This window comes from Arcobacter suis CECT 7833, from assembly GCF_003544815.1.
GTDB classification, from domain to species: Bacteria; Campylobacterota; Campylobacteria; order Campylobacterales; family Arcobacteraceae; genus Aliarcobacter; species Aliarcobacter suis.
This window is the reverse complement of the sequence record NZ_CP032100.1, coordinates 1544413-1564057: the sequence shown is the minus strand read 5'-3', so window position 1 is coordinate 1564057 and position 19645 is coordinate 1544413. Positions and strand designations below refer to the sequence as shown.

Genomic DNA, 19645 nt, shown 5'->3' with positions numbered 1-19645 from the left:
GCAACTATTTTGTATCATATAGAAAATTTTTAAGAGGATAATATTTTATGATAACATGGATGCAAAGACATAAAAAATGGCTTGTAATTACTATTTGGATTAGTACAATTGCATTTGTCGGCGCTGGCTTTGTTGGTTGGGGTTCTTATGAATATGGAAAACAAGGTGGAGTTGTAGCAGTTGTAGGTGATAGAGAAGTATCAGTTGAAGAGTATCAACAAGAGTATTCAAATCTTTATGAACAATACTCAAAAATGTTTGGACCTATGTTTAGTAAAGAATTAGCTGAACAACTAAAGTTAAAAGATGTGGCTTATCGACAAGTTTTACAAAAAAATCTAATTTTATCATATGCAGATTCTTTAGGACTTGATATTACAAACGAAGATATTGCAAAAGAGTTAGTAAAATATAACGTTTTCTTAAAAGATGGAAAATTTGACAAAGAGACTTATATAAAAGTTTTAGGTCAAAATAAAATGACTCCAAAAGATTTTGAAGAGTCTTTAAAACGAAATTTATTATTACAAAAAGTTCAAATGCTTTTTGAATTAAATCCAAGTAATGTTGAAGTTGAAAACTTAAGTAAATTACTTTTTATTGAAGATGATATTTCAATAAAAATTTTAAATTCAAATGATATTAAAGTTGATGTAAAACAAGAAGAATTAAAAAAATATTGGGAAGAGAATAAAAACTCTTATATGTCAGAAATTTCTTATGATTTAGAAGTAAAAGAACTTCCTTTACTAACAGCGAATTCAACTGAAGAAGATATTAAAGCTCATTACGAAAAATTCAAAATTGATTATAAACATGAAGATGGAAAGATAAAATCTCTTGAAGAAGCAAAAAATTTAATAATAAAAGATTTAGATGAAAAATATACTAAAACAGAAGCTTTAAAAGTATTTTTAAAAATCAAAAAAGATGAAGATAAATTTGAAACCAAAGTTACTTATAAAGAATCAACTTTACCTTTTATGGATGAAAATAATACAAAAATATTAGAATCAAAAGAGGGTGAAATTGTAAAACCATTTTTTGAAAAAGATAAATATTTCATTGTAAAACTTACTAAAAAGAATTTATCACAAACATTAACTTTTGAACAAGCATCTTCTTTGGCTACAAAAGATTATGAAAAAGTTATGAAAAGTAAAAAACTTGAAGAACTTGCAACTTCACAATTAAAAGATTTCAAAGGTATTGATATTTCAACTGTTTCAAGAGACTCTGTAAATAAAATTGTAGGTTTAGAGCAAAAAGAAGCAGGTAAATTTTTAAATGAATTGTTTTCTTCAACATCAAAAGATGGAATGGTTAAATTAGAAGATAAAATAGTATTATATAGAATAAATAATTCAAAATTTAGCAATTATAACAAGGCAAAAGATGATGTAGTAAAAGGAACTTTAATACAACTCCAAGAGGAAGAATTAATGATGAATTTAATGAAAAAATTAGAAAATAGTTTTGAAATACAATCTTCAATTCAAGAAAAGGAGTAATAATTGAATAATACTTTTTTAGCAATTGATATTGGTTCATCTAATATTACAGCAGTTATTGCAAAACATGATTTAGAAAATAATATAAATATTTTAGGTACAGGTATTCAAAGAAGTAATGGAGTTAATAAAGGTCTTATAATAAATATTGAAGAAGCATCAAAAGCAATAAAAGATGCAGTTTCAATAGCAAAAAGAACAACAACAGAACTTATAGATACAACAGTTGTATCAATTTCTGGAAGTTATTCAAAAAGTATTAGAAGTAGTGGTTCAGTTAATGTTCCAAATGGACTTATTACTGAAACTGAAATTAATCAAGTTATGCAAATGGCTTTATATAATGCGACAATTGTTCCTGAATATGAAGTTGTACATGTAGTTCCAATATTTTTTAAAGTTGATGATTCTGTTGAAGTTGACAATCCTTTAAATATGAATGGGAGCCGACTTGAAGTTTCTGTTTATATCGTAACTGCAAAAAGAACAGCTTTGACAAATATAAAATCAGCTTTAAAAACATCTGGAATAGAAGTTGTTAAATTTGTTTTAGATTCTTATGCATCTGCTCTTGCAGTTCTTGATGACCAACAAAAGAAATTTGGTGCAGTTGTTATAAATCTTGGTGCAACGACAACTGAATTTGTATATTTTAAAGGTAATTCTATTATTTTTAATGGTTTTATCCCTGTTGGTTCAAATCACATAACAAATGACTTATCTGTTATGTTACATACTCCTCCCACAGCTGCAGAAAAAATAAAATTAGAATATGGTTCACTTTTAAGAAATTATTCTCCAAATAATGAATTAGGTGTTACAAAAGTTAAAATTCCTAGAATTGGTGATGAAGAGAGTATTTCAGAAGTTGCTCTTGATTATATTCAAACAATTATTCATGCAAGGGTTGAAGAAGTTTTAATTTTAGTAAAAAATAAACTTAAAAAAAGTGGTCATTTAGATAATACAGGTTCAGGTATTGTAATTACTGGTGGAATGAGTTATCTTGATGGAATAAAAAAACTTGCAGAAAAGATTTATGAAGGTATTCCTATTAGCGTTTCAAACCCAAAAAATATAAAAAATGGATTTATGAGTTTTGATGAAGCAAATATGGCTACAATAGTGGGATTATTATTTTATTCTTTGGGAACAAATAAAAGCTACCAATTAGATTCTAGTAAAAAACTTGTTAAGCCATTAAAAAAAGATAGAATAATTGAACCAAAAATTTCAGTTGTTGAAAATACTTCTGAAAAACCAACAATGCAACATAGAAAAGAAGAAATTCAAATAAAAGATAACTCTACAATTTTAACACCTTTAATAAGAGATAAGAAAAAAGGCGTGTCTAAATTCTGGAATAAAGTATCGGAGTGGTTTTAATGGAAAATTTATTTAGAGTAGATGATATAAAAGTGGATATGCCAAGTAAAGTTTTATCTGACAATGTAGCAAAAATTGCTGTTATTGGAGTAGGTGGTGGTGGTTGTAATATGATTAACCACATGATAAATGAAGGTTCTCATAAGATTGATTTAATTGCTGCTAATACAGATTTACAAGTATTACATATCTCTAAAGCTCCAAAAAAGATACAACTAGGACTTAAACTAACTAAAGGTTTAGGTGCTGGAATGAAACCAGAAGTTGGTCGTGATTCAGCTGTTGAAAGTTATGAAGAGATAAAAGCTACTTTAAAAGGTGCTGATATTATTTTTATTGCTGCTGGTCTTGGTGGAGGAACTGGAACTGGAGCTGCTGCAATAATTGCAAAAGCTGCAAAAGAAATCGGTGCATTAACTGTTTCAGTTGTTACAAAACCATTTACTTGGGAAGGTAAAAAAAGAGCTGGACTTGCAAATCTTGGACTTGAAGAACTTAAAAAAGTTAGTGATTCAATCATTATTGTACCAAATGATAGATTATTAGAAATCATTGATGAAAATGTCGGTATGAAAGATGCCTTTAAAATTATTGATAATATTTTATATCAAGCTGTAAATGGTATGAGTGAAGTGATTTTAAATCCAGGAAATTCTGATATTAATACAGACTTTGCAGATGTTAAAACTATTATGCAACACAAAGGTATGGCATTAATGGGAATTGGTCGGGCAAAGGGTGAAAATGCTGCTCAAAGAGCTTTAGAAGATGCCGTTGATTCTCCACTTTTAGATAAAGTTTCTTTGAATGGTGCAAAAGGTATTTTAATTCACTTTAATATTCATCCTCAAGTTTCGTTATTTGCAATTAATGATGTAATGGGAACTATTAATGAAAGAATGGATTCTAATGCAGAGATTATTTTTGGTACAACTTCTGATAGTACTTTAGAAAAAGATGAAGTAAAAATTACCATTGTTGCTACTGGATTTGAATCAAAAAATGATGAACTTGAAGAGAGTTCAGAAGGAAATGAAGAAAGTAGTAATCAAAACAATAATGTTTTAGCAGATAGTGAAAACTATTTTGATACTCCACCTTTAATGAGAGATTATATAGTTCAATATCAATTGAACTAATCTTCAAAAAAAAGGGGCTTTAAACGAAAGTTTAAAGCCCCTTTTTTTATATCTATTTTTTATTATATTTGGAAATCAATAGGTTTATTTTTGTCGTTATCATCCCACTCAAAAATAAAACACATAGGTAATTTATTATATTTATTTAAAATATTTCCTGTAATTACAGCTGAAATAAAAATAGAAATAATCGCAAGAGCCGATGAAAATGCCAGAGTTGAAAGACCAGTTAATCCTTGTCCAACCGTACAACCAATCGCCATTATTCCACCTGTTCCCATTAATGCTCCACCAATCATATTATATTTTACTTTATTTATATTCTGACCAGAAGTGCATCCAAAACTATATTTTTTATTTATAAACGACATGGCAAAAGTTCCAGCTAAAACTCCACAAACCATACTTACTCCAAAAGATAATTCATTTACTTCATAATAAGTGAACAATTCTAAAGCTTTTGCACTTGGATAAACAAAACTTATTCCAGTTAAATCAATAACTCTTTCCATACTCTCTTGACCTAAAAACCCTGTTACAAACCAAGCAGCACTAATCAATAATCCAATTAAAACTCCATCAAACAAAGAAAATACTCTTCTTACTCTTTTTATTAAATAAAATAATATTGCCAATAAAATACCTAAAACAACAAAAATATTCATTTGAAAATTTTGAATTTTTGATGAAATTTCTATTAAAAAAGAGTTATTGATAAATGGGTCTAAAACACCATATAAAATCCCTTTTGTAGTTGCATAAGCGAAAATTGCTATAAATATCAAAGTAATCAAAGCATTTGAGTCACCTTGGGCATATTTAACTAAACTTCTACTACTACAACCATCAGCTATCATCATTCCTGCTCCAAACAACAATCCCCCAGCAATTATTGCAAAATAGTTAATGTTGTTTTTAAAATAAGCTGATTTTGTTAAATCTATTTCAAAATAATTTGCCACAATTGTTGTAGAAATTATCGCAATAATCATTGCCATAATTACAGATGCACCTCTTTTGGTGGATTTTGTAAGAATATAATCTTTTATTGAACCACTAAAACAAAATTGATTTTTTTGAGCGATTACTCCAAAAGCAATTCCTATTAATAAACCTAAAATATTGACTATTTCATATATTTCTAAATCAAACATTTCTAAATATCATCCTCATCTTCTCTCATATCTTCTAAATCTTGAAGAATTTTAACTGCATCTTCTTCACTTAAAATCTTTTTTTCTATATGTGATATTACTTGATCATAATATTTTTTTACATCTAGCATATAATCTAGTTCAATTTTTAAATCTTCACTATCTTTTTGTTTTGCAAGAAATTTTTTTATTGTTGCAATTTCTTCATCTACTTGAATTAAAACTTCAGTTTTTAATAACTTTTCTAATTGATCTATAACATTCATAACTATTTCCCTTTATTTTATGTGATTATTTACTGTATTTGGAATAACTGTTCCACTTGCTTGATATTTTAGTGCATCTGGATTATTTTTATAGTGATTTCTCACAACTTGTGCTAATTTTTCTTTTGTTTGAGTATTTATTACTCCATTATCATCAATACTACTAATAATTTTTTCTAACAATGTTTTTTGAACTTCTTCCATATTTTCTATCCAAGAAATTAATAATTTTTTATTTACAAATTTAGGAAGAGAACCCATGATTCCAACATCATTTTCATTATGAATCAAAAGTCCTGAAGTTGTTCCTCTATCAAGGGTTAAAACTTGGAAAAGATATAAAGTGTGATAATCTAACTGTTTTTTTATATCTTGAACACTAAAAGTTTGTCTTGTTTTTAAAGCATTTGAAATAATATTTATATAAGTATCTATTACTTTTTTTCCAAATTCTAAAGCAAAATCAAAATCTTTTTGTTTATCTTCACTTTTATAGTTTTCCAAATAAAAGTGAGAAACACCTCGGTGTTTATTTAAAGCTGGAATAAAAAAATATTTTTCCCCTTGTTTTGTTCCTTCTTCATAGTTCTCTTTTGAGATTTGTTTTAAAGACTCATCAAATATTTTTTTATCTTCCATATTTTCAAGGCTTGGATTTAAATCAGCCATTATTCGCCAATATGAATTTCCATCTTTAAAACTTGTAAGACTAATATGTATATGAATTGATGGAACATTTGGATTTTTTGGATGAATGATTGTTGAAATTGCACTTGCACTTTGCAAACTTTTTGTTAAATCCTCATCATAATGAACCTGAGAAACATTTATACTTGCAGTGTTAAATAAAACTTCATCCCTAGCTTCAAATCTATTTCCACCACCATAAACTCCATTGTTTCGTAACCAATTAACTTCTTGGAATTTTTTGTTTTCACCATATTTTGCACTTAAATCATCTAATTTATCAACAAATCTTTTTTGCAAAGCTTTTACTATTTCATAAGCTTTTATAGCATCTTGCGATTTTGACATAGTCATTTATAAAACCCTTTTAATTTTTGATTTTCAAATTATAATTAAATTAACTTACGAATAAGAAAGATAATCATAAAATAAGAAAAAATGGGAGCTAAAAATGAACAAAATCTTAAATTATGTAAAAATAAATGAGCTAATTTCAACATCAGGTCAACTAAAAATTGAAGAGTTAGAGTTAATAGCAAATGAAGGTTTTGAAGTAGTTATAAATTTAGCTGTACCCACAACTTCAAATGCTCTGGAAAATGAAGATAAAATTGTAAGTTCTTTAAATATGAGTTATATTCATATTCCTGTGGATTTTGAAAATCCAAAAATATCAGATTTAAAACTATTTTTAAATATTTTACAAGCCCTTGGTGCAAATAAAGTTTGGATTCACTGTGCAAAAAATTACAGAGTTAGTGCTTTTATGTATGTTTATCACAAATATATTTTACATACACCTTTTGAGCAAATAGATTTATCTATTTTTGATATATGGCAACCAAGTTTAGTTTGGCAAGAACTTATGAAAGTACAATTAGAGGATTTATACAAGGCATAAAATAGTCTAATAAATCCTATTCTTATGATAGTTTAGATATTATAGAGCCCTTAATTTAATAAAAAAAGATTGGAAATAGTTTGAGAATAGAGACAAAAGTAGAAAAATTCAATGAACATTTATACTTAGAAAGTGGACGACTTTTGGAGTCTTTTGAAATCATTTATGAAACTTATGGGCAATTAAATGAAGATAAATCAAATGTAATTGTGATTTGTCATCCCTTATCATTAAGTCATCATGCAGCTGGAAGATATGCCGATGAGGCAAAAGCTGGTTGGTGGGATAAATTCATCGGTGATGGAAAAGCTATTGATACTACAAAATATTTTGTTATCTGCTCAAACAATATTGGCTCTTCTTATGGTTCGACGAATCCTATGAGTATAGATCCATCAACAAAAAAAGAGTATAGATTAAAATTTCCAGTTCTTGCAATTTCTGATATTGTAAAAGCTCAAATGAAGTTGTATAAAAGATTAGGAATTACAAAAGCAAAAGCTGTAATTGGTGGAAGTATGGGAGGAATGCAAGCACTTTGTTATGCAATCGAACATCCAACATTTGCCGATGATATTATTGCTTTGGCAACTACTGCATATACAAGACCTTGGGCGATAGCTTTTAATAAAGTTGGAATGGAAGCAGTTAGACATGACCCAATTTTTAATAAGGGAAATTACAAAAAAGATGATCCAAAGGCTTTAGGACTTCCAGGACTTGCAGTTGGAAGAATGGCTGGATTAATATGTTATTTAAGTCCTAATTTTTTTAATAATAAATTTGGAAGAGAGTATTCATCGACAGATGGTTTGTATGAATTATTTGGAAGATTTGAAGTAGAAAAATATTTAGAATATAACTCTTATGCTTTTCCAAATATTTTTGACCCACTTTCATATCTTTACACTTGTAAAACAATGAATATTTTTGATGCGGGAAGAAATAAAGATAAAATTGAAGACTCTTTTGATAAAGTCCAAGCAAATCTGCATTTAATAGCTTTTAGTGATGATATGTTATTTTTTCCTGAAGAGATGGAAGAGATAAGAGATATAATGATAAAACTAGGTCGAGAAAATAAAGTTACTTATAAATTAGTGCAAAGCCAATCAGGACATGATTCATTTTTGGTTGAAGTTGAAAAGTTTGAAAATCATGTAAGAGAAATATTAAAGGACAAATAGATGCAAGATACAAAAGAGTTAGAACAAATAAATTTTGAAGAAAAAATCATAAAAGCAAAAGAGCTTTTAGAAAAATTATCAAATCCACAAATTACTTTAAGTGATTCAATACAAGTATATAAAACAGGTGTAAAAGAGCTAGAAGATGCTCAAAAACTTCTTGATGAAGCAAAACTAATTTTTACTACTGCTAATAAAGAATAAAAAATATATCCCTTGATTCTAGTCAAAGATTTTTAATCTAAATTTGCTATTATTATAAAACAATATAAAAATAATAATCTAATGTAATATAGTAAGGAATAAATATGAACGAAGAATTTAACGAATATTTTAATAGACAAATTAAACTTTGGGGACAAGAAACACAAGATTCTCTTCAAAATAAAAAAGTAGCAATCATTGGAAGTGGTGGGCTTGGATGTACTCTTGGAATTGCTTTGGGAGCTAGTGGAATAGGGGAATTTACTTTTGTGGATTTTGATACGGTTGGGGTTCATAATATTCATAGACAAATAGGTTTCAAAGTAGGTGATGATGGAAAATACAAAGCAGAAGTTTTAAAAGAACTTATGGAATCAAGATGTCCTTATGTAAAGGTAAATGCATTTACGGAAAGTTTTGATGAGTTTGCAAAAAGAGATTTAACTTTTGATTTAATCATCGATGCAACTGATAATCTTCCAACCCGAGCAGCAATAAATGAATATTGTATGAAACATAATCAACCTTGGATTTATGGTTCAGTTGAAGAGTTTCATGGGCAAGTTTGTTTTTTTGAAAAAGCCTCTTATGAAGCAGTTTTTCAAATAAATGATAGAAAACCAAATGGAATTGCTTGTCCAATTGTTATGCATATTGGTTCTTTACAAGCGAATTTAGCACTTAGATATTTAGCTGGACTTAGTGTAAAAAAAGATATTTTATACTATTTATCTTTTGATAATGAAGGTGTTTTAAACACTAAAAAGTTCAATCTTCCTACAAAATAAGCCTGTATATAACATGAATAGATGTAAATTATTTATTCATGTTTTCTCAAATGAATCATCCATATAACCGAATTTTAAGCACCTTTTAGATACACTATCCAAATTTTATAAAATAAATACGGGGAATTTTTATGCCAAAAAGAGAAGATATAAAATCTATTTTACTTATCGGTTCTGGACCAATTGTAATTGGTCAAGCATGTGAGTTTGATTACTCAGGTACTCAAGCTACAAAAACGCTAAAAGAACTAGGGTATAGAGTTGTTTTAATAAATTCAAATCCAGCGACAATTATGACTGATCCTGAATTTGCTGATAAAACTTATATCGAACCAATTACAGAAGCTGTAGTTGCTAAGATTATTGAAAAAGAAAAAATTGATGCTATTTTACCTACTATGGGTGGACAAACTGCACTAAATGTTGCAACTTCAATGTACGATAAAGGTATGTTAGAGGGAGTTCATTTTTTAGGAGCTCATCCTGATGCTATTAAAAAAGGTGAAGATAGACATCTTTTTAATGAAGCTATGATAAAAATTGGTATGGATTTACCAAAAAGTGCAAACGCATATAGCGTTGAAGAAGCTATGAGAGTGGCAAAAGAGATAGGTTTCCCTGTGATTAGTAGAGCATCTTTCACCCTTGCAGGTGGAGGTTCTGGTGTTGCTTATAATATGGAAGAGTTTAAAAAACTTGCTGAAATAGGAATAGAAGCATCTCCAATTAATGAGATTGAAATTATGGAATCTATGCTTGGTTGGAAAGAATACGAAATGGAAGTTATCAGAGACAAAAATGATAACTGTATCATCGTATGTTCTATTGAAAACCTTGACCCAATGGGTGTACATACAGGAGATAGTGTAACTATTGCCCCAGCACTAACTCTTACAGATAAAGAGTATCAAGATATGAGAAATGCTTCTTTTGCAATTCTTAGAGAAATAGGTGTTGATACTGGTGGTTCAAATGTTCAATTCTCAATTTGTCCAAATACAGGAAGAATGATTGTAATTGAAATGAACCCAAGGGTTTCAAGATCATCTGCACTTGCTTCAAAAGCAACTGGTTACCCAATTGCAAAAGTAGCAACACTTCTAGCTGTTGGATTTACACTTGATGAAATTCAAAATGATATTACAGGAACAACTGCATCGTTTGAGCCAGTAATTGATTATATAGTTACAAAAGTTCCAAGATTTACATTTGAAAAATTCCCAAAAGCAAATTCAACTTTAACAACTTCTATGAAATCAGTTGGTGAAGTAATGGCTATTGGAAGAACATTTAATGAATCAATTCAAAAAGCACTTTGTTCACTTGAAACTGGACTTGTAGGATTTGATAGAATAGATGGTGATTTAGATTTCATTAAAAAAGAGATTAGAAGACCAAATGATAAAAGACTTTTATACCTAATGGAAGGTATGAGACAAGGTCTTACAAATGATGATATTTTTGAATTATCAAAAATTGACCCTTGGTTTTTAACTAAATTTAGAGAGATTTTTAACTTAGAAACTTCTATAAATGAATCAATTTTAACTGATGAAGTATTTATGAGAAAAATCAAAACAAATGGATTTAGCGATAAAATGATTGCAAATCTAATTGGAAAAACTGAAGAAGATGTATATCAAGCTAGAAAAGCTTTAGATGTAGATTTTGAGTACAACGAAGTTGATACTTGTGCAGCTGAATTTAAAGCTTTAACACCATATTTATACTCTACAACTAATATTACAAAATTACCAAAAGTTGCTAAAACTGAATCAGCAGAGAAAAAAGTAATGATTATTGGTGGTGGACCAAATAGAATTGGTCAAGGTATTGAGTTTGACTATTGTTGTGTACACGCATCATTTGCTTTAAATGAAATGGGTGTAAAAACAATTATGTATAACTGCAACCCTGAAACTGTATCAACAGATTATGATACTTCAGATGTTTTATATTTCGAACCAATTGATTTTGAACACGTAAGAAGTGTAGTAGAAAAAGAGAATCCAGATGGTGTAATCGTACACTTTGGTGGACAAACTCCTTTAAAACTTGCAAATGCTTTAACAAAAGCAGGGGCAAAAATCATAGGAACTACAGCAGAAGTTATTGATTTAGCAGAAGATAGAAAAAAATTCTCAGCATTTGTTGAAAATATTGGATTATTACAACCTGAAAATGGAACAGCTGTAGAAGTAACAGAAGCTATTGAAATTGCTGAAAAAATCGGTTATCCAGTACTTGTAAGACCTTCATTTGTACTTGGTGGAAGAGGAATGAGAATTGTTTACTCAAGTGATGAGTTAAAACAATATATGGATGAAGCAGTTTCAGTTTCAAATGATGCACCAGTTTTAATTGATAAATTCCTAGATAGAGCAATCGAACTTGATGTTGATTGTATTTGTGATGGAAAAGAAGTTTATATTGGTGGAATTATGCAACATATTGAAGAAGCTGGGATTCACTCAGGGGATTCAGCTTGTTCATTACCTCCAATCTCAATTAGTGATGATTTAATTAAACAATTAGAAACAAAAACTAAAGAGATGGCTTTAGGTCTTGGTGTAGTTGGTTTAATGAATACTCAATATGCAATTCACAAAGGTGAAATTTATTTAATTGAAGTAAATCCAAGAGCTTCAAGAACAGTTCCATTTGTATCAAAAGCTACTGGTATGCCACTTGCGAAAGTTGCAACTAGAGTTATGTGGGGTGAAACTTTAAGAGCTGCATTATCTGTTTATGATAAAGATATTGTAACTGAGGGTAATGGTGTATTAAAACCAAAATTAAAAGGTCACGTAGCTGTTAAAGAAGCGGTTTTCCCATTTAATAAATTAACTGGTGCAGATTTACTTTTAAGTCCTGAAATGAAATCAACTGGTGAAGTTATGGGTATTTCAGATAACTTTGGTATGGCATTTGCTAAGTCTCAAAGTGCAGCAAAAAATGATCTTCCAAAAGCTGGAAAAGTATTTATTTCATTATGCGATTTAGATAAAGAGTTTGCTCCAACTATTGCAAAAGGTTTAACTGAAAATGGCTTTACAATCGTGGCAACTGGTGGAACTTATAATATTATAAATGAAGCTGGTGTTGAGTGCGAAAAAGTATTAAAAGTTAGTGAAGGAAGACCAAATATCACAGATTTACTTACAAATGGTGATATTGCAATGGCAATTAATACAAGTGAAGCAAAAGAGTCATCAAAAGATGATGGAAAAGATATTAGAAGAGCTGTTTTAAGAATGAATGTTCCATATTTTACAACAGTTGCTGCTGCAAATGCTGCTGTTGAAGCAATCAGAGTTTTAAAAACAAATGATGTTTCAACTCCAAAATCAATCCAAGAATTCTTAAACGATTAAGAGTTTATGGATTCTTCTTTAGTTTATCTGGTTCAAACAGATACAACAGTTGGTTTCTCATCTTTAAATGATGAGAAACTTTCAACCATCAAACAAAGACCAACTTCTAAAAAAATACTTCATACAGTAGATTCTTTTAAAACATTAAATGAACATACAAGAGTTCCCAAAAAGTTTAGAAAAAAAGTAAGAAATAGTAAAAAAACTACTTTTATTTATCCAAATACAAAATCATTTAGAGTAGTAGATAAAAATTCAGATTTTTATGATTTTATCCATAAATTTAGTATTTTATATTCAACTTCTGCAAATAAAACAACTGAAAGTTTTGATAAAAATTTTGCAGTAAATGGTGCTGATGTAATAGTAGAAAATAAAAAAGGTTTTTTTGAAACAAAAGCCTCATCTATAATAAAACTTTCAAAAGCTTCTTTAAAGAGATTAAGATAATAAACTAGCATTTTTAAGCAAGAACAAACTCAAACTAAAATATAATTTCACTCTTCTTTTTTGACCCTGTCGTCTAGTGGCCAAGGACGTCTGGATTTCCTCCAGAACACGCATGTTCGAATCATGCTGGGGTCGCCATTGATTTAAAGGGCTTTTATAAGCTTTTTAAGTTTTATTAAAATTTACTCTTTCCCACTTATTTCCCACCTCTTTTATTTTTCTAGTAGCTCTTCATAATAGTTTATTAAAACATAACATTCAAGATTAGAAAAATTTTTTTCGATTATTGAAATTAACTCTTTTCTTTTAAATGGTTCAGTAAAATTGATTTTAGTATCAGATATTTCTTTTAAAAGATATTTTTTTGATATATTAATGGGATATCTTTTATTTTCTTCTTTTAGTTTATTTAGAACTCTAATTAATATTTTTTTTGTTAAGTAAGTATCCATCTTATTTAAAATATTTTTGTCAAATAATTTATTTATTTTATCTTTTAATGTGTATTTTGCATTATCAATTAAAATATCATAAATAGTATTGAGCTCATCTTCAAATATATTTTCATTTATTAAAACTTTATCAGTAAATATTTCATCATAGATATTTAATTCTCTACATTTCTTTTTTACTGCATTAATTGAGTTTCTAACTTTCCAACTTGATATTGTTGCTTGTGATGTTTCTATTTTTTGTGACAACTCAGCAACATTCGTAACTTTATAAAAATTAAATAATCGTTCTAAAATTTCAATTACATTATCCATAAAAATTCCCTCTTCAACATTTTTCAACATAATACAACAATTTATATAATATTAAGTTTAATAATGTCAATATTCAAATATTCAACATAATTCAACAAAAATGTTGAATATCTTAAATAAAGGAGAAAGAATGACATTAGAAGAATTAAACAATGCAAGACCTGAACTAAAAGGTTGTATTTGTCTAAATCAAAAACAAACTGCGGAAATTATTGGCGTAAGTTCTAGTACATTAGATAACTGGAGAAAGATAGGACTGGGTCCTGCTTTTAAAAAAATCGATAGTGGAAAAAAAGGAAGAGTTTTATACCCTAAGAATGCCATTATTGAATGGTTATCAAATACTGTAAAAACAGCATAACCGTCCACTTTTAAAAAGTTTTGCCGAACGCTAAAAGTGGACTTATATCCAATGTGTTGGACAACTGCATTATAGTCAGTATGTCCTTATTTGCTATTGAAAAGTAAGAAGGGAAAGTATGTCAACAAAGAAATACTATTGGTTGAAATTAAAAGAAACATTTTTTTCAGATTTGAGAATAAAAAAATTGAGAAAAATGGCTGGTGGAGATACATATACTATAATTTTCCAGAAAATTATGCTTCTAAGCCTAAAAGATAATGGGCTTATTAAGTTCCAAAATATAGAACAAAACTTACAAAAAGAGTTAGCATTAATACTAGATGAAGATGAAGATAATTTAATTGTAACTCTAGGTTTTTTAACTCAAACTAATATCCTACAAAAGAAAGATGAAAAAACTTTTTATATTCCTTTAGTGGCAGAACTCACTGGTATTGAAACAGACTTTGCAAAGAAAAAAAGAGAATATAGAGAAAGACAAAAAAAAGACAATGTCCTCTCAATGTCCGACAAGAGAAAAGAGATAGAGATAGAGAAGAGAAGAGGAGATATACAAGAGGATATCAAAAAACTTTCATTGTATTCTTCTTTGACTGCAAATGAAATGGCAAACGTGGATATTGGAAAATTAGATGTCAGCCAAATTACTATTAATTACCTAAAAAAACATTCATTATCTGATGTTGTTAATCACGCAGAGAATCACCAAGATTATTTATTAAAGGAAATACTGTGTATCAAAAATTAAGTAAAAATCAAGTTATAAAAAAGCTTTTAGAGACAGAATTAGAACGTAATAACCTAATAAAATTATACTTAACAGCAGATAGCTTAATCAGAGATTCATCTGCATACATTATTGAGTTATTAAGTAGTAAAGCATTACTAGAAGATGAAATTTCAAATCTTCTAAGTAGTGATATAACACCTTTTAATGTAAAAGAAGAAATGGAAAAAATAAAAGCAGAATTAAGAGAATTGGAGGAGAAAGAAAACTCTACTAATGGAAAGGAAAAATTCTGATGGAACAAAATATATTTAAAACTTTAATAGGCATATTCAAGAATGTAACAGTAGATATAAATAATGGAATTTATCAAAGTTCAAGAATAATTTTTGATAATGGATTTTTCAATATTGCTTTTGCTTTTGCAATAGTTTATATTGGATTTATGATAGCCTTTAAAAAATTTGGAAGTGAAGAAATTGCATACAAATCAATATGGTCTATTTTTGTTTTTTCAACGGTAAAAATGTTATTAATGAATCACTCTGTATTCCAGAATTTGATTGATATTTTCAATCTACCACGAGATGTTTTTACAACTGCGATACACAGTTTAGTTAGAAAAGCTAATAATTCAGCTGATGTTGAAAATATAATCAATTCATTGTATAGCGCTCAAACATTAATTACTAAGAGTATCTTTGATAAAGGGGGAATTTCAAATATTGCTCCTTTTATTTATGGAATTATCGTTTGGTTTTCGGGGTCTTTATTAATGTTGGTAATTATCTTAAATACTGTTTTTTCAATCTTTTTAAGTGAGATTGTTTTAGCTTTATTACCTCTTATTCTACCTACACTAATTTGGAAAAAAACAGAGTATGTATTTTTTTCATGGGTAAAGCTTTATATATCTATTTCTCTGTATGCTCCGTTTACAATACTTTTCGGCTTAGTATCAATAAAAGTAGTTGATTTAACTATGGTAACAGCTAAGGCAATAGATACAAGTTTTGAACAAAATATCCAATTTATTTTAGTTCTAATATTAGCGCAAGGTTTAGTAATTATTGGAGTGTTTAAAATACCTAATATTATTAATCAGTTGATAGGTAGCTCAAATGAGGGAAGTAGTTTAACAAGTGGTGTAGGTACATTGTCAGCGGGTGGGGCTATGGTAAGCTCATTTTCAAAATATACTGGATTGAAATTTGCTGGACAAGCGATTAATAAAACAGCAAAAAATGCAGGTGGAGCAATAGTAAGTGGGCTAAAAGACACACTTGCAAATAAAGTGCAAATTAGATAGGAGAGCAGAGCATGAAAGCTAATAGAATATTCAATTACGATGAAATAAAGTCGATTTTAAGCGCTTATAATAATCATCTGAAAGAGTTTGATTTATCAAAACCATTAGTTGCAAAAATTGATTTGTTATGTTGGGGTAAGAGTTCTAATCTATTTGTGTTTTTTAGAATAGATGACATCAAATTTAAAATTTCGGTGTTCTTTAATGAAGATTACTCTGCAAGAGATAAAAGTCTTACCTTTAAGAATTTAGAGCTGATTGATAGAGCGGTGGAGCTACTAATCTCAAGAACAAATAAAGGCTATCTAAACATTCAAAGTGCAAAGCTTTTAGAAATATAAAAAGGAAAACATGAATGATGAATTATACAATAGAAGAGTTAATTAAAAAAAATGAAATATCAAGAAATGAGATTTTGAAAGTAGAAAATAGGATTCTGAAAGCTGAAAATTCAAAATTATTCGATCAAAACTTATATTTGAGTAGCGCTTTAGCTGACATGGCCGAATTGGCTAGAAAAGCAGTAGGTTTAGATGAAGATGAAATTGAACTACTTACAGAAACGATTGAAAACAATTTAAAACATCAAACGCAGAGCAGAGCATGAGAGAATTAAATGTGTGAAGCAAAAATTGGGAGATTGATTTCTCCCTTTTAGATTCTAAATCAATACCTTTATGGTTTGATTTCAAAGAGATACACCTTTAGGGTATTAGTTTGCATACTAGCACCCTTTGGGATAAATAAGAATAAATTTGCCCTCAAGGGGGCTTCATTAATTTAATAAAAAAGGGAGGAGATATGGATGAATTAGAAGAAGAACTAAAACGTAACAAAGGTACACCTAAGCCCGAGCAGAGCATGAGGTTTTATAAAAGTGGGCAGTTAGCCGACAAAACTAATAAAATAGAAAAAGGGGCTTTTTATAAGTCCTCTTTTCATTCTCAAACGGGAACAAAACATTCACTTGAACACATGAATCGAAAAAGTAAGGTAACTTATTTATTAGTCCATGATTCAAAAGTAAATGAAAATAAATCGTATGAAAATATTGAACAATTTAAAGAACAAGCCGAGAAAATTTATAAAGAAAAAATCGGTCAAAAAATACAACCAAAAGCCAAAGAAAATTTAATAAAAGAAGCTGTATTAAATACAAAGCCAAATACAACAATTGAAGATATTGAAAAGACATTTAAAAACCTAAATAAAAGATTTACAGGACACTACATACTTGCAACGAGCATTCATCGTGACGAGGGTGTTTTTATTGATACAAAATATGATTTAAAAGATTTAGAATATACCGCTTATAATTTATCATGGAAAAATATTAAATTGGACAAAGATGTTACAAATGAAGTAATTGATTATGCACCAAATAGAAATATATTTTATAATCAAGCTGATAAGAGTTGGTACTTTGACAAACAGTATGAGAACAAAGCTGATGTATCAAAGTTTCAACAAAAGATAAATTATCATGCTCATGTTTTATATAGTAATTTCAACAAAGATACTGGTAAAACTGCTCGTTTAGATAGAAATGATATGAGAGAACTTCAAACTATTGTCGCTGATAGTTTAGGTATGCAAAGAGGAACAGAGTTTTCTAAAAATAAACGTATGAATCATTGGCAACTTAAAAGGTCTATTGATGCAAAACGAGAGTTAAAGTTATCGAATCAAAGTGAGTTAGCAAAACAAAAAGACTTACAAAATGAAATGAGAGTTTTGCGAGAAGAACTCAAAACTCATGGAACAGCTAAAAGGGAAGATTTCGCACAACTTGAACAAATCAACAAAGACCTAAAAAACATGATTCAATTCAAAGAGCTTAACCTCAAAGATTTACAAACAACATTAAATGAAAAATTAAAAACAATTGATTATATAAATGGCAAGCTAGATAGTTACAAAGAAAGAGAACGAAATCAAGAGCTATATATTGGAAATAAAATTCCAAAAGAACGCATTAAAATTAAAGACGGACTATTAACATCAAAAGAGGTTTATGTGTATAAAACAGAAGCCGTAGAGAATTTTATTACCAAAGCTTCAATCAAAGAAGAACAATTAACTAAAGATATTGAATCTTTGACTAAAGAACGAGGTATTTTAAAAGAAAAGAGTAATCAGTTAGATAACTTTAAAATGTTTATAAAGAAGTATTTGAATACATCAGATATTGAAACTGTAAAAGAATTTATTAAAGAAATTTCGCCCGCGAAATTTGATAAGAATAAATCTATTGAAAAAGATAGAGGATTTGAAAGGGATTAAAATGAATGAAGAAGTATTAAAAAATAAAATCACAAAATATTTAACAAGTATTTTAGAAGGCAAAAATATAAATTATATTGAACTAGAAAAAAGATTAAAAGAACAAGGCATAAATGAAAATCAAAAGAACTTATCGAAAAAAATAAATAAAGGTACTTTTTCATTTTTATTTTTAGCTCAAGTATTAAAAGTGATAGATGAAGAAACTATTGAATTTAGTATATCATCAAATGAGCATAAACAGTTCTCTAAAGATGAGTATTTATCGCAAGAAGAGTTTATTAGTAAGTATTTAGAATTAGCAGCATTATTTAATTGTACAAGTGAAAATGATAAAAAGATTTTGATTGAAATAGACAATGTTGAAAAATTACTATTGTCAAGGATAGGTATAAATTCTTCTTTATTTGATGATATAAGCTCTTTGTACAAAGATAAATCATTAACTAAAACTCAAGTTATAGATTTTTATAATTTAGTTTTATCAAAAAATGATTTGTTTAATAAAGTAAATAGTTTGAAGGGAAATGTGTTAAAAGTATCAAAATATTAAAAATATGACAAAGAAGAAAAGTATTATTCCGGAATTTATGGTCAATAATAATCCAGAAAATACTTATCTATGCATTTTACACTACCTATTATTTAATTTATCATACCAATTTTTTAAATATAAAGCTCTATTTTTAATAATTTCAGATATATCTGAATCTGCAACATTTGCTCTGTCTAACAAAAACATTGTTCCTTCCTGATCATAATTTTTATCTAACATTAGAGAATTAAATTCAATAGTCTTATCTCTAGATTCTAGCCATTTCTTCTGAGATTCTTTTAATAACTCTTTTTCCTTAGCTGTTAATTTACTCATAAGTTTTCTATAATAAATATTTAATTCTTTATCCCAAAGTTCATAAGACACAAAACATGGTATTGAACCCGTTCCTCCAAATCCATTATCTAAACACTCTTGAGTATATTTATTAATATATGATTCAAACTTTTCAACTGTTTCAAAAGATTCTAATTTTAAGAAAGTATCTATATCTTTATTTTCAAATGCAAACAAATTAAGTGAAATCAACATTCCCAATGTAAAAACAATTTTTTTCATTCTTTATCCTTTATTTTGTAAAAAGAATAATATC

22 protein-coding genes and 1 tRNA gene are annotated in these 19645 nt (G+C 28.2%); 18 read left to right on the top strand and 5 right to left on the bottom strand.

What is annotated here, in order from left to right; genetic code table 11:
* Positions 1–47: 47 nt before the first annotated feature.
* The 3 genes from ASUIS_RS08050 to ftsZ are packed head-to-tail and all read left to right on the top strand — an operon-like array spanning position 48 to position 4036.
* The gene (locus ASUIS_RS08050; RefSeq protein WP_118886549.1) at positions 48–1511 is read left to right on the top strand and encodes a peptidylprolyl isomerase; all 1464 of its coding nucleotides are present in this window, start codon (positions 48–50) and stop codon (positions 1509–1511) included.
* Positions 1512–1514: 3 nt separating this feature from the next.
* Positions 1515–2897, top strand: coding sequence for a cell division protein FtsA (ftsA, locus tag ASUIS_RS08045; protein ID WP_118886548.1), 1383 nt, complete (start codon positions 1515–1517; stop codon positions 2895–2897).
* Positions 2897–4036: a cell division protein FtsZ gene (ftsZ, locus tag ASUIS_RS08040; RefSeq protein ID WP_118886547.1), complete on the top strand. Its 1140-nt coding sequence runs from the start codon at positions 2897–2899 to the stop codon at positions 4034–4036. The genes ftsA and ftsZ overlap by 1 nt, the downstream gene beginning before the upstream one ends.
* A 62-nt stretch (positions 4037–4098) precedes the next feature.
* On the opposite strand, the gene ASUIS_RS08035 is transcribed toward ftsZ, so the two are convergent.
* From ASUIS_RS08035 to ASUIS_RS08025, 3 genes are read right to left on the bottom strand one after another with little or no spacing between them, the layout of a single operon-like run.
* Positions 4099–5190 (bottom strand): YeeE/YedE family protein, encoded by a 1092-nt coding sequence (locus tag ASUIS_RS08035; protein ID WP_118886546.1) that lies wholly within the window; start codon positions 5188–5190, stop codon positions 4099–4101.
* A gap of 2 nt (positions 5191–5192) precedes the next feature.
* Positions 5193–5456, bottom strand: a complete 264-nt coding sequence (locus ASUIS_RS08030; protein ID WP_118886545.1) for a hypothetical protein — start codon at positions 5454–5456, stop codon at positions 5193–5195.
* Between the two features lie 12 nt (positions 5457–5468).
* The gene (locus ASUIS_RS08025) at positions 5469–6497 is read right to left on the bottom strand and encodes a coproporphyrinogen III oxidase (RefSeq protein ID WP_118886544.1); all 1029 of its coding nucleotides are present in this window, start codon (positions 6495–6497) and stop codon (positions 5469–5471) included.
* A 97-nt stretch (positions 6498–6594) separates the two neighbouring features.
* On the opposite strand from ASUIS_RS08025, the gene ASUIS_RS08020 reads away from it, so the two are divergent.
* From ASUIS_RS08020 to ASUIS_RS13520, 7 genes are all read left to right on the top strand, one after another.
* Positions 6595–7044: a protein tyrosine phosphatase family protein gene (locus ASUIS_RS08020; protein WP_118886543.1), complete on the top strand. Its 450-nt coding sequence runs from the start codon at positions 6595–6597 to the stop codon at positions 7042–7044.
* An 80-nt stretch (positions 7045–7124) separates the two neighbouring features.
* Positions 7125–8231 (top strand): homoserine O-acetyltransferase MetX, encoded by a 1107-nt coding sequence (gene metX, locus ASUIS_RS08015; RefSeq protein ID WP_118886542.1) that lies wholly within the window; start codon positions 7125–7127, stop codon positions 8229–8231.
* On the top strand, positions 8232–8435 hold the full coding sequence (gene xseB / locus ASUIS_RS08010; RefSeq protein WP_118886541.1) for an exodeoxyribonuclease VII small subunit: 204 nt from the start codon (positions 8232–8234) through the stop codon (positions 8433–8435).
* 104 nt (positions 8436–8539) lie between these two features.
* The gene (locus tag ASUIS_RS08005) at positions 8540–9223 is read left to right on the top strand and encodes a HesA/MoeB/ThiF family protein (protein WP_118886540.1); all 684 of its coding nucleotides are present in this window, start codon (positions 8540–8542) and stop codon (positions 9221–9223) included.
* Positions 9224–9354: 131 nt separating this feature from the next.
* Complete coding sequence (carB, locus tag ASUIS_RS08000; protein ID WP_118886539.1) at positions 9355–12597, top strand: carbamoyl-phosphate synthase large subunit; 3243 nt, start codon at positions 9355–9357, stop codon at positions 12595–12597.
* A gap of 6 nt (positions 12598–12603) precedes the next feature.
* Positions 12604–13047: a Sua5 YciO YrdC YwlC family protein gene (locus ASUIS_RS07995; RefSeq protein WP_118886538.1), complete on the top strand. Its 444-nt coding sequence runs from the start codon at positions 12604–12606 to the stop codon at positions 13045–13047.
* Positions 13048–13109: 62 nt separating this feature from the next.
* Positions 13110–13185, top strand: a tRNA-Glu gene (locus tag ASUIS_RS13520).
* 74 nt (positions 13186–13259) lie between these two features.
* Here the strand turns inward: ASUIS_RS13520 and ASUIS_RS07990 are convergent.
* The gene (locus ASUIS_RS07990) at positions 13260–13814 is read right to left on the bottom strand and encodes a hypothetical protein (protein WP_118886537.1); all 555 of its coding nucleotides are present in this window, start codon (positions 13812–13814) and stop codon (positions 13260–13262) included.
* Between the two features lie 130 nt (positions 13815–13944).
* On the opposite strand from ASUIS_RS07990, the gene ASUIS_RS07985 reads away from it, so the two are divergent.
* From ASUIS_RS07985 to ASUIS_RS07950, 8 genes are all read left to right on the top strand, one after another.
* Positions 13945–14175 (top strand): helix-turn-helix transcriptional regulator, encoded by a 231-nt coding sequence (locus ASUIS_RS07985; protein WP_118886536.1) that lies wholly within the window; start codon positions 13945–13947, stop codon positions 14173–14175.
* Between the two features lie 118 nt (positions 14176–14293).
* On the top strand, positions 14294–14926 hold the full coding sequence (locus ASUIS_RS07980; RefSeq protein WP_118886535.1) for a phage replisome organizer N-terminal domain-containing protein: 633 nt from the start codon (positions 14294–14296) through the stop codon (positions 14924–14926).
* A complete protein-coding gene (locus tag ASUIS_RS07975) occupies positions 14911–15201 on the top strand; it encodes a hypothetical protein (RefSeq protein ID WP_118886534.1) in 291 nt (96 codons plus the stop codon). Before ASUIS_RS07980 ends, ASUIS_RS07975 begins: the two co-directional genes overlap by 16 nt.
* Positions 15201–16214 (top strand): type IV secretion system protein, encoded by a 1014-nt coding sequence (locus ASUIS_RS07970; RefSeq protein ID WP_118886533.1) that lies wholly within the window; start codon positions 15201–15203, stop codon positions 16212–16214. The genes ASUIS_RS07975 and ASUIS_RS07970 overlap by 1 nt, the downstream gene beginning before the upstream one ends.
* 11 nt (positions 16215–16225) lie before the next feature.
* Positions 16226–16555 carry a hypothetical protein gene (locus tag ASUIS_RS07965; RefSeq protein WP_118886532.1) on the top strand — a complete coding sequence of 110 codons (330 nt, stop codon included), beginning with the start codon at positions 16226–16228 and terminating at the stop codon, positions 16553–16555.
* A gap of 14 nt (positions 16556–16569) precedes the next feature.
* Complete coding sequence (locus tag ASUIS_RS07960; RefSeq protein WP_118886531.1) at positions 16570–16821, top strand: hypothetical protein; 252 nt, start codon at positions 16570–16572, stop codon at positions 16819–16821.
* A 194-nt stretch (positions 16822–17015) separates the two neighbouring features.
* A complete protein-coding gene (locus ASUIS_RS07955; RefSeq protein ID WP_118886530.1) occupies positions 17016–18497 on the top strand; it encodes a hypothetical protein in 1482 nt (493 codons plus the stop codon).
* 1 nt (position 18498) lies between these two features.
* Positions 18499–19050 carry a DUF6471 domain-containing protein gene (locus ASUIS_RS07950; protein WP_118886529.1) on the top strand — a complete coding sequence of 184 codons (552 nt, stop codon included), beginning with the start codon at positions 18499–18501 and terminating at the stop codon, positions 19048–19050.
* Between the two features lie 81 nt (positions 19051–19131).
* Here the strand turns inward: ASUIS_RS07950 and ASUIS_RS07945 are convergent, their stop codons facing one another.
* The gene (locus ASUIS_RS07945; protein WP_118886528.1) at positions 19132–19611 is read right to left on the bottom strand and encodes a lysozyme inhibitor LprI family protein; all 480 of its coding nucleotides are present in this window, start codon (positions 19609–19611) and stop codon (positions 19132–19134) included.
* Positions 19612–19645: the final 34 nt, after the last annotated feature.

What these genes read in the sequence shown, in the direction of transcription:
- ftsZ (WP_118886547.1), top strand. Translation starts at nt 2,897, where the DNA reads ATGGAAAATTTATTTAGAGTAGATGATATAAAAGTGGATATGCCAAGT.
- ASUIS_RS08035 (WP_118886546.1), bottom strand. Translation starts at nt 5,190, where the DNA reads ATGTTTGATTTAGAAATATATGAAATAGTCAATATTTTAGGTTTATTA.
- ASUIS_RS07945 (WP_118886528.1), bottom strand. Translation starts at nt 19,611, where the DNA reads ATGAAAAAAATTGTTTTTACATTGGGAATGTTGATTTCACTTAATTTG.
- ASUIS_RS08050 (WP_118886549.1), top strand. Translation starts at nt 48, where the DNA reads ATGATAACATGGATGCAAAGACATAAAAAATGGCTTGTAATTACTATT.
- ASUIS_RS07965 (WP_118886532.1), top strand. Translation starts at nt 16,226, where the DNA reads ATGAAAGCTAATAGAATATTCAATTACGATGAAATAAAGTCGATTTTA.
- carB (WP_118886539.1), top strand. Translation starts at nt 9,355, where the DNA reads ATGCCAAAAAGAGAAGATATAAAATCTATTTTACTTATCGGTTCTGGA.
- ASUIS_RS08030 (WP_118886545.1), bottom strand. Translation starts at nt 5,456, where the DNA reads ATGAATGTTATAGATCAATTAGAAAAGTTATTAAAAACTGAAGTTTTA.
- xseB (WP_118886541.1), top strand. Translation starts at nt 8,232, where the DNA reads ATGCAAGATACAAAAGAGTTAGAACAAATAAATTTTGAAGAAAAAATC.
- ASUIS_RS08025 (WP_118886544.1), bottom strand. Translation starts at nt 6,497, where the DNA reads ATGACTATGTCAAAATCGCAAGATGCTATAAAAGCTTATGAAATAGTA.
- ASUIS_RS07985 (WP_118886536.1), top strand. Translation starts at nt 13,945, where the DNA reads ATGACATTAGAAGAATTAAACAATGCAAGACCTGAACTAAAAGGTTGT.
- ASUIS_RS07980 (WP_118886535.1), top strand. Translation starts at nt 14,294, where the DNA reads ATGTCAACAAAGAAATACTATTGGTTGAAATTAAAAGAAACATTTTTT.
- ASUIS_RS07990 (WP_118886537.1), bottom strand. Translation starts at nt 13,814, where the DNA reads ATGGATAATGTAATTGAAATTTTAGAACGATTATTTAATTTTTATAAA.
- ASUIS_RS07995 (WP_118886538.1), top strand. Translation starts at nt 12,604, where the DNA reads ATGGATTCTTCTTTAGTTTATCTGGTTCAAACAGATACAACAGTTGGT.
- ASUIS_RS07950 (WP_118886529.1), top strand. Translation starts at nt 18,499, where the DNA reads ATGAATGAAGAAGTATTAAAAAATAAAATCACAAAATATTTAACAAGT.
- ASUIS_RS07955 (WP_118886530.1), top strand. Translation starts at nt 17,016, where the DNA reads ATGGATGAATTAGAAGAAGAACTAAAACGTAACAAAGGTACACCTAAG.
- ASUIS_RS07970 (WP_118886533.1), top strand. Translation starts at nt 15,201, where the DNA reads ATGGAACAAAATATATTTAAAACTTTAATAGGCATATTCAAGAATGTA.
- ASUIS_RS07960 (WP_118886531.1), top strand. Translation starts at nt 16,570, where the DNA reads ATGATGAATTATACAATAGAAGAGTTAATTAAAAAAAATGAAATATCA.
- ASUIS_RS08005 (WP_118886540.1), top strand. Translation starts at nt 8,540, where the DNA reads ATGAACGAAGAATTTAACGAATATTTTAATAGACAAATTAAACTTTGG.
- ASUIS_RS08020 (WP_118886543.1), top strand. Translation starts at nt 6,595, where the DNA reads ATGAACAAAATCTTAAATTATGTAAAAATAAATGAGCTAATTTCAACA.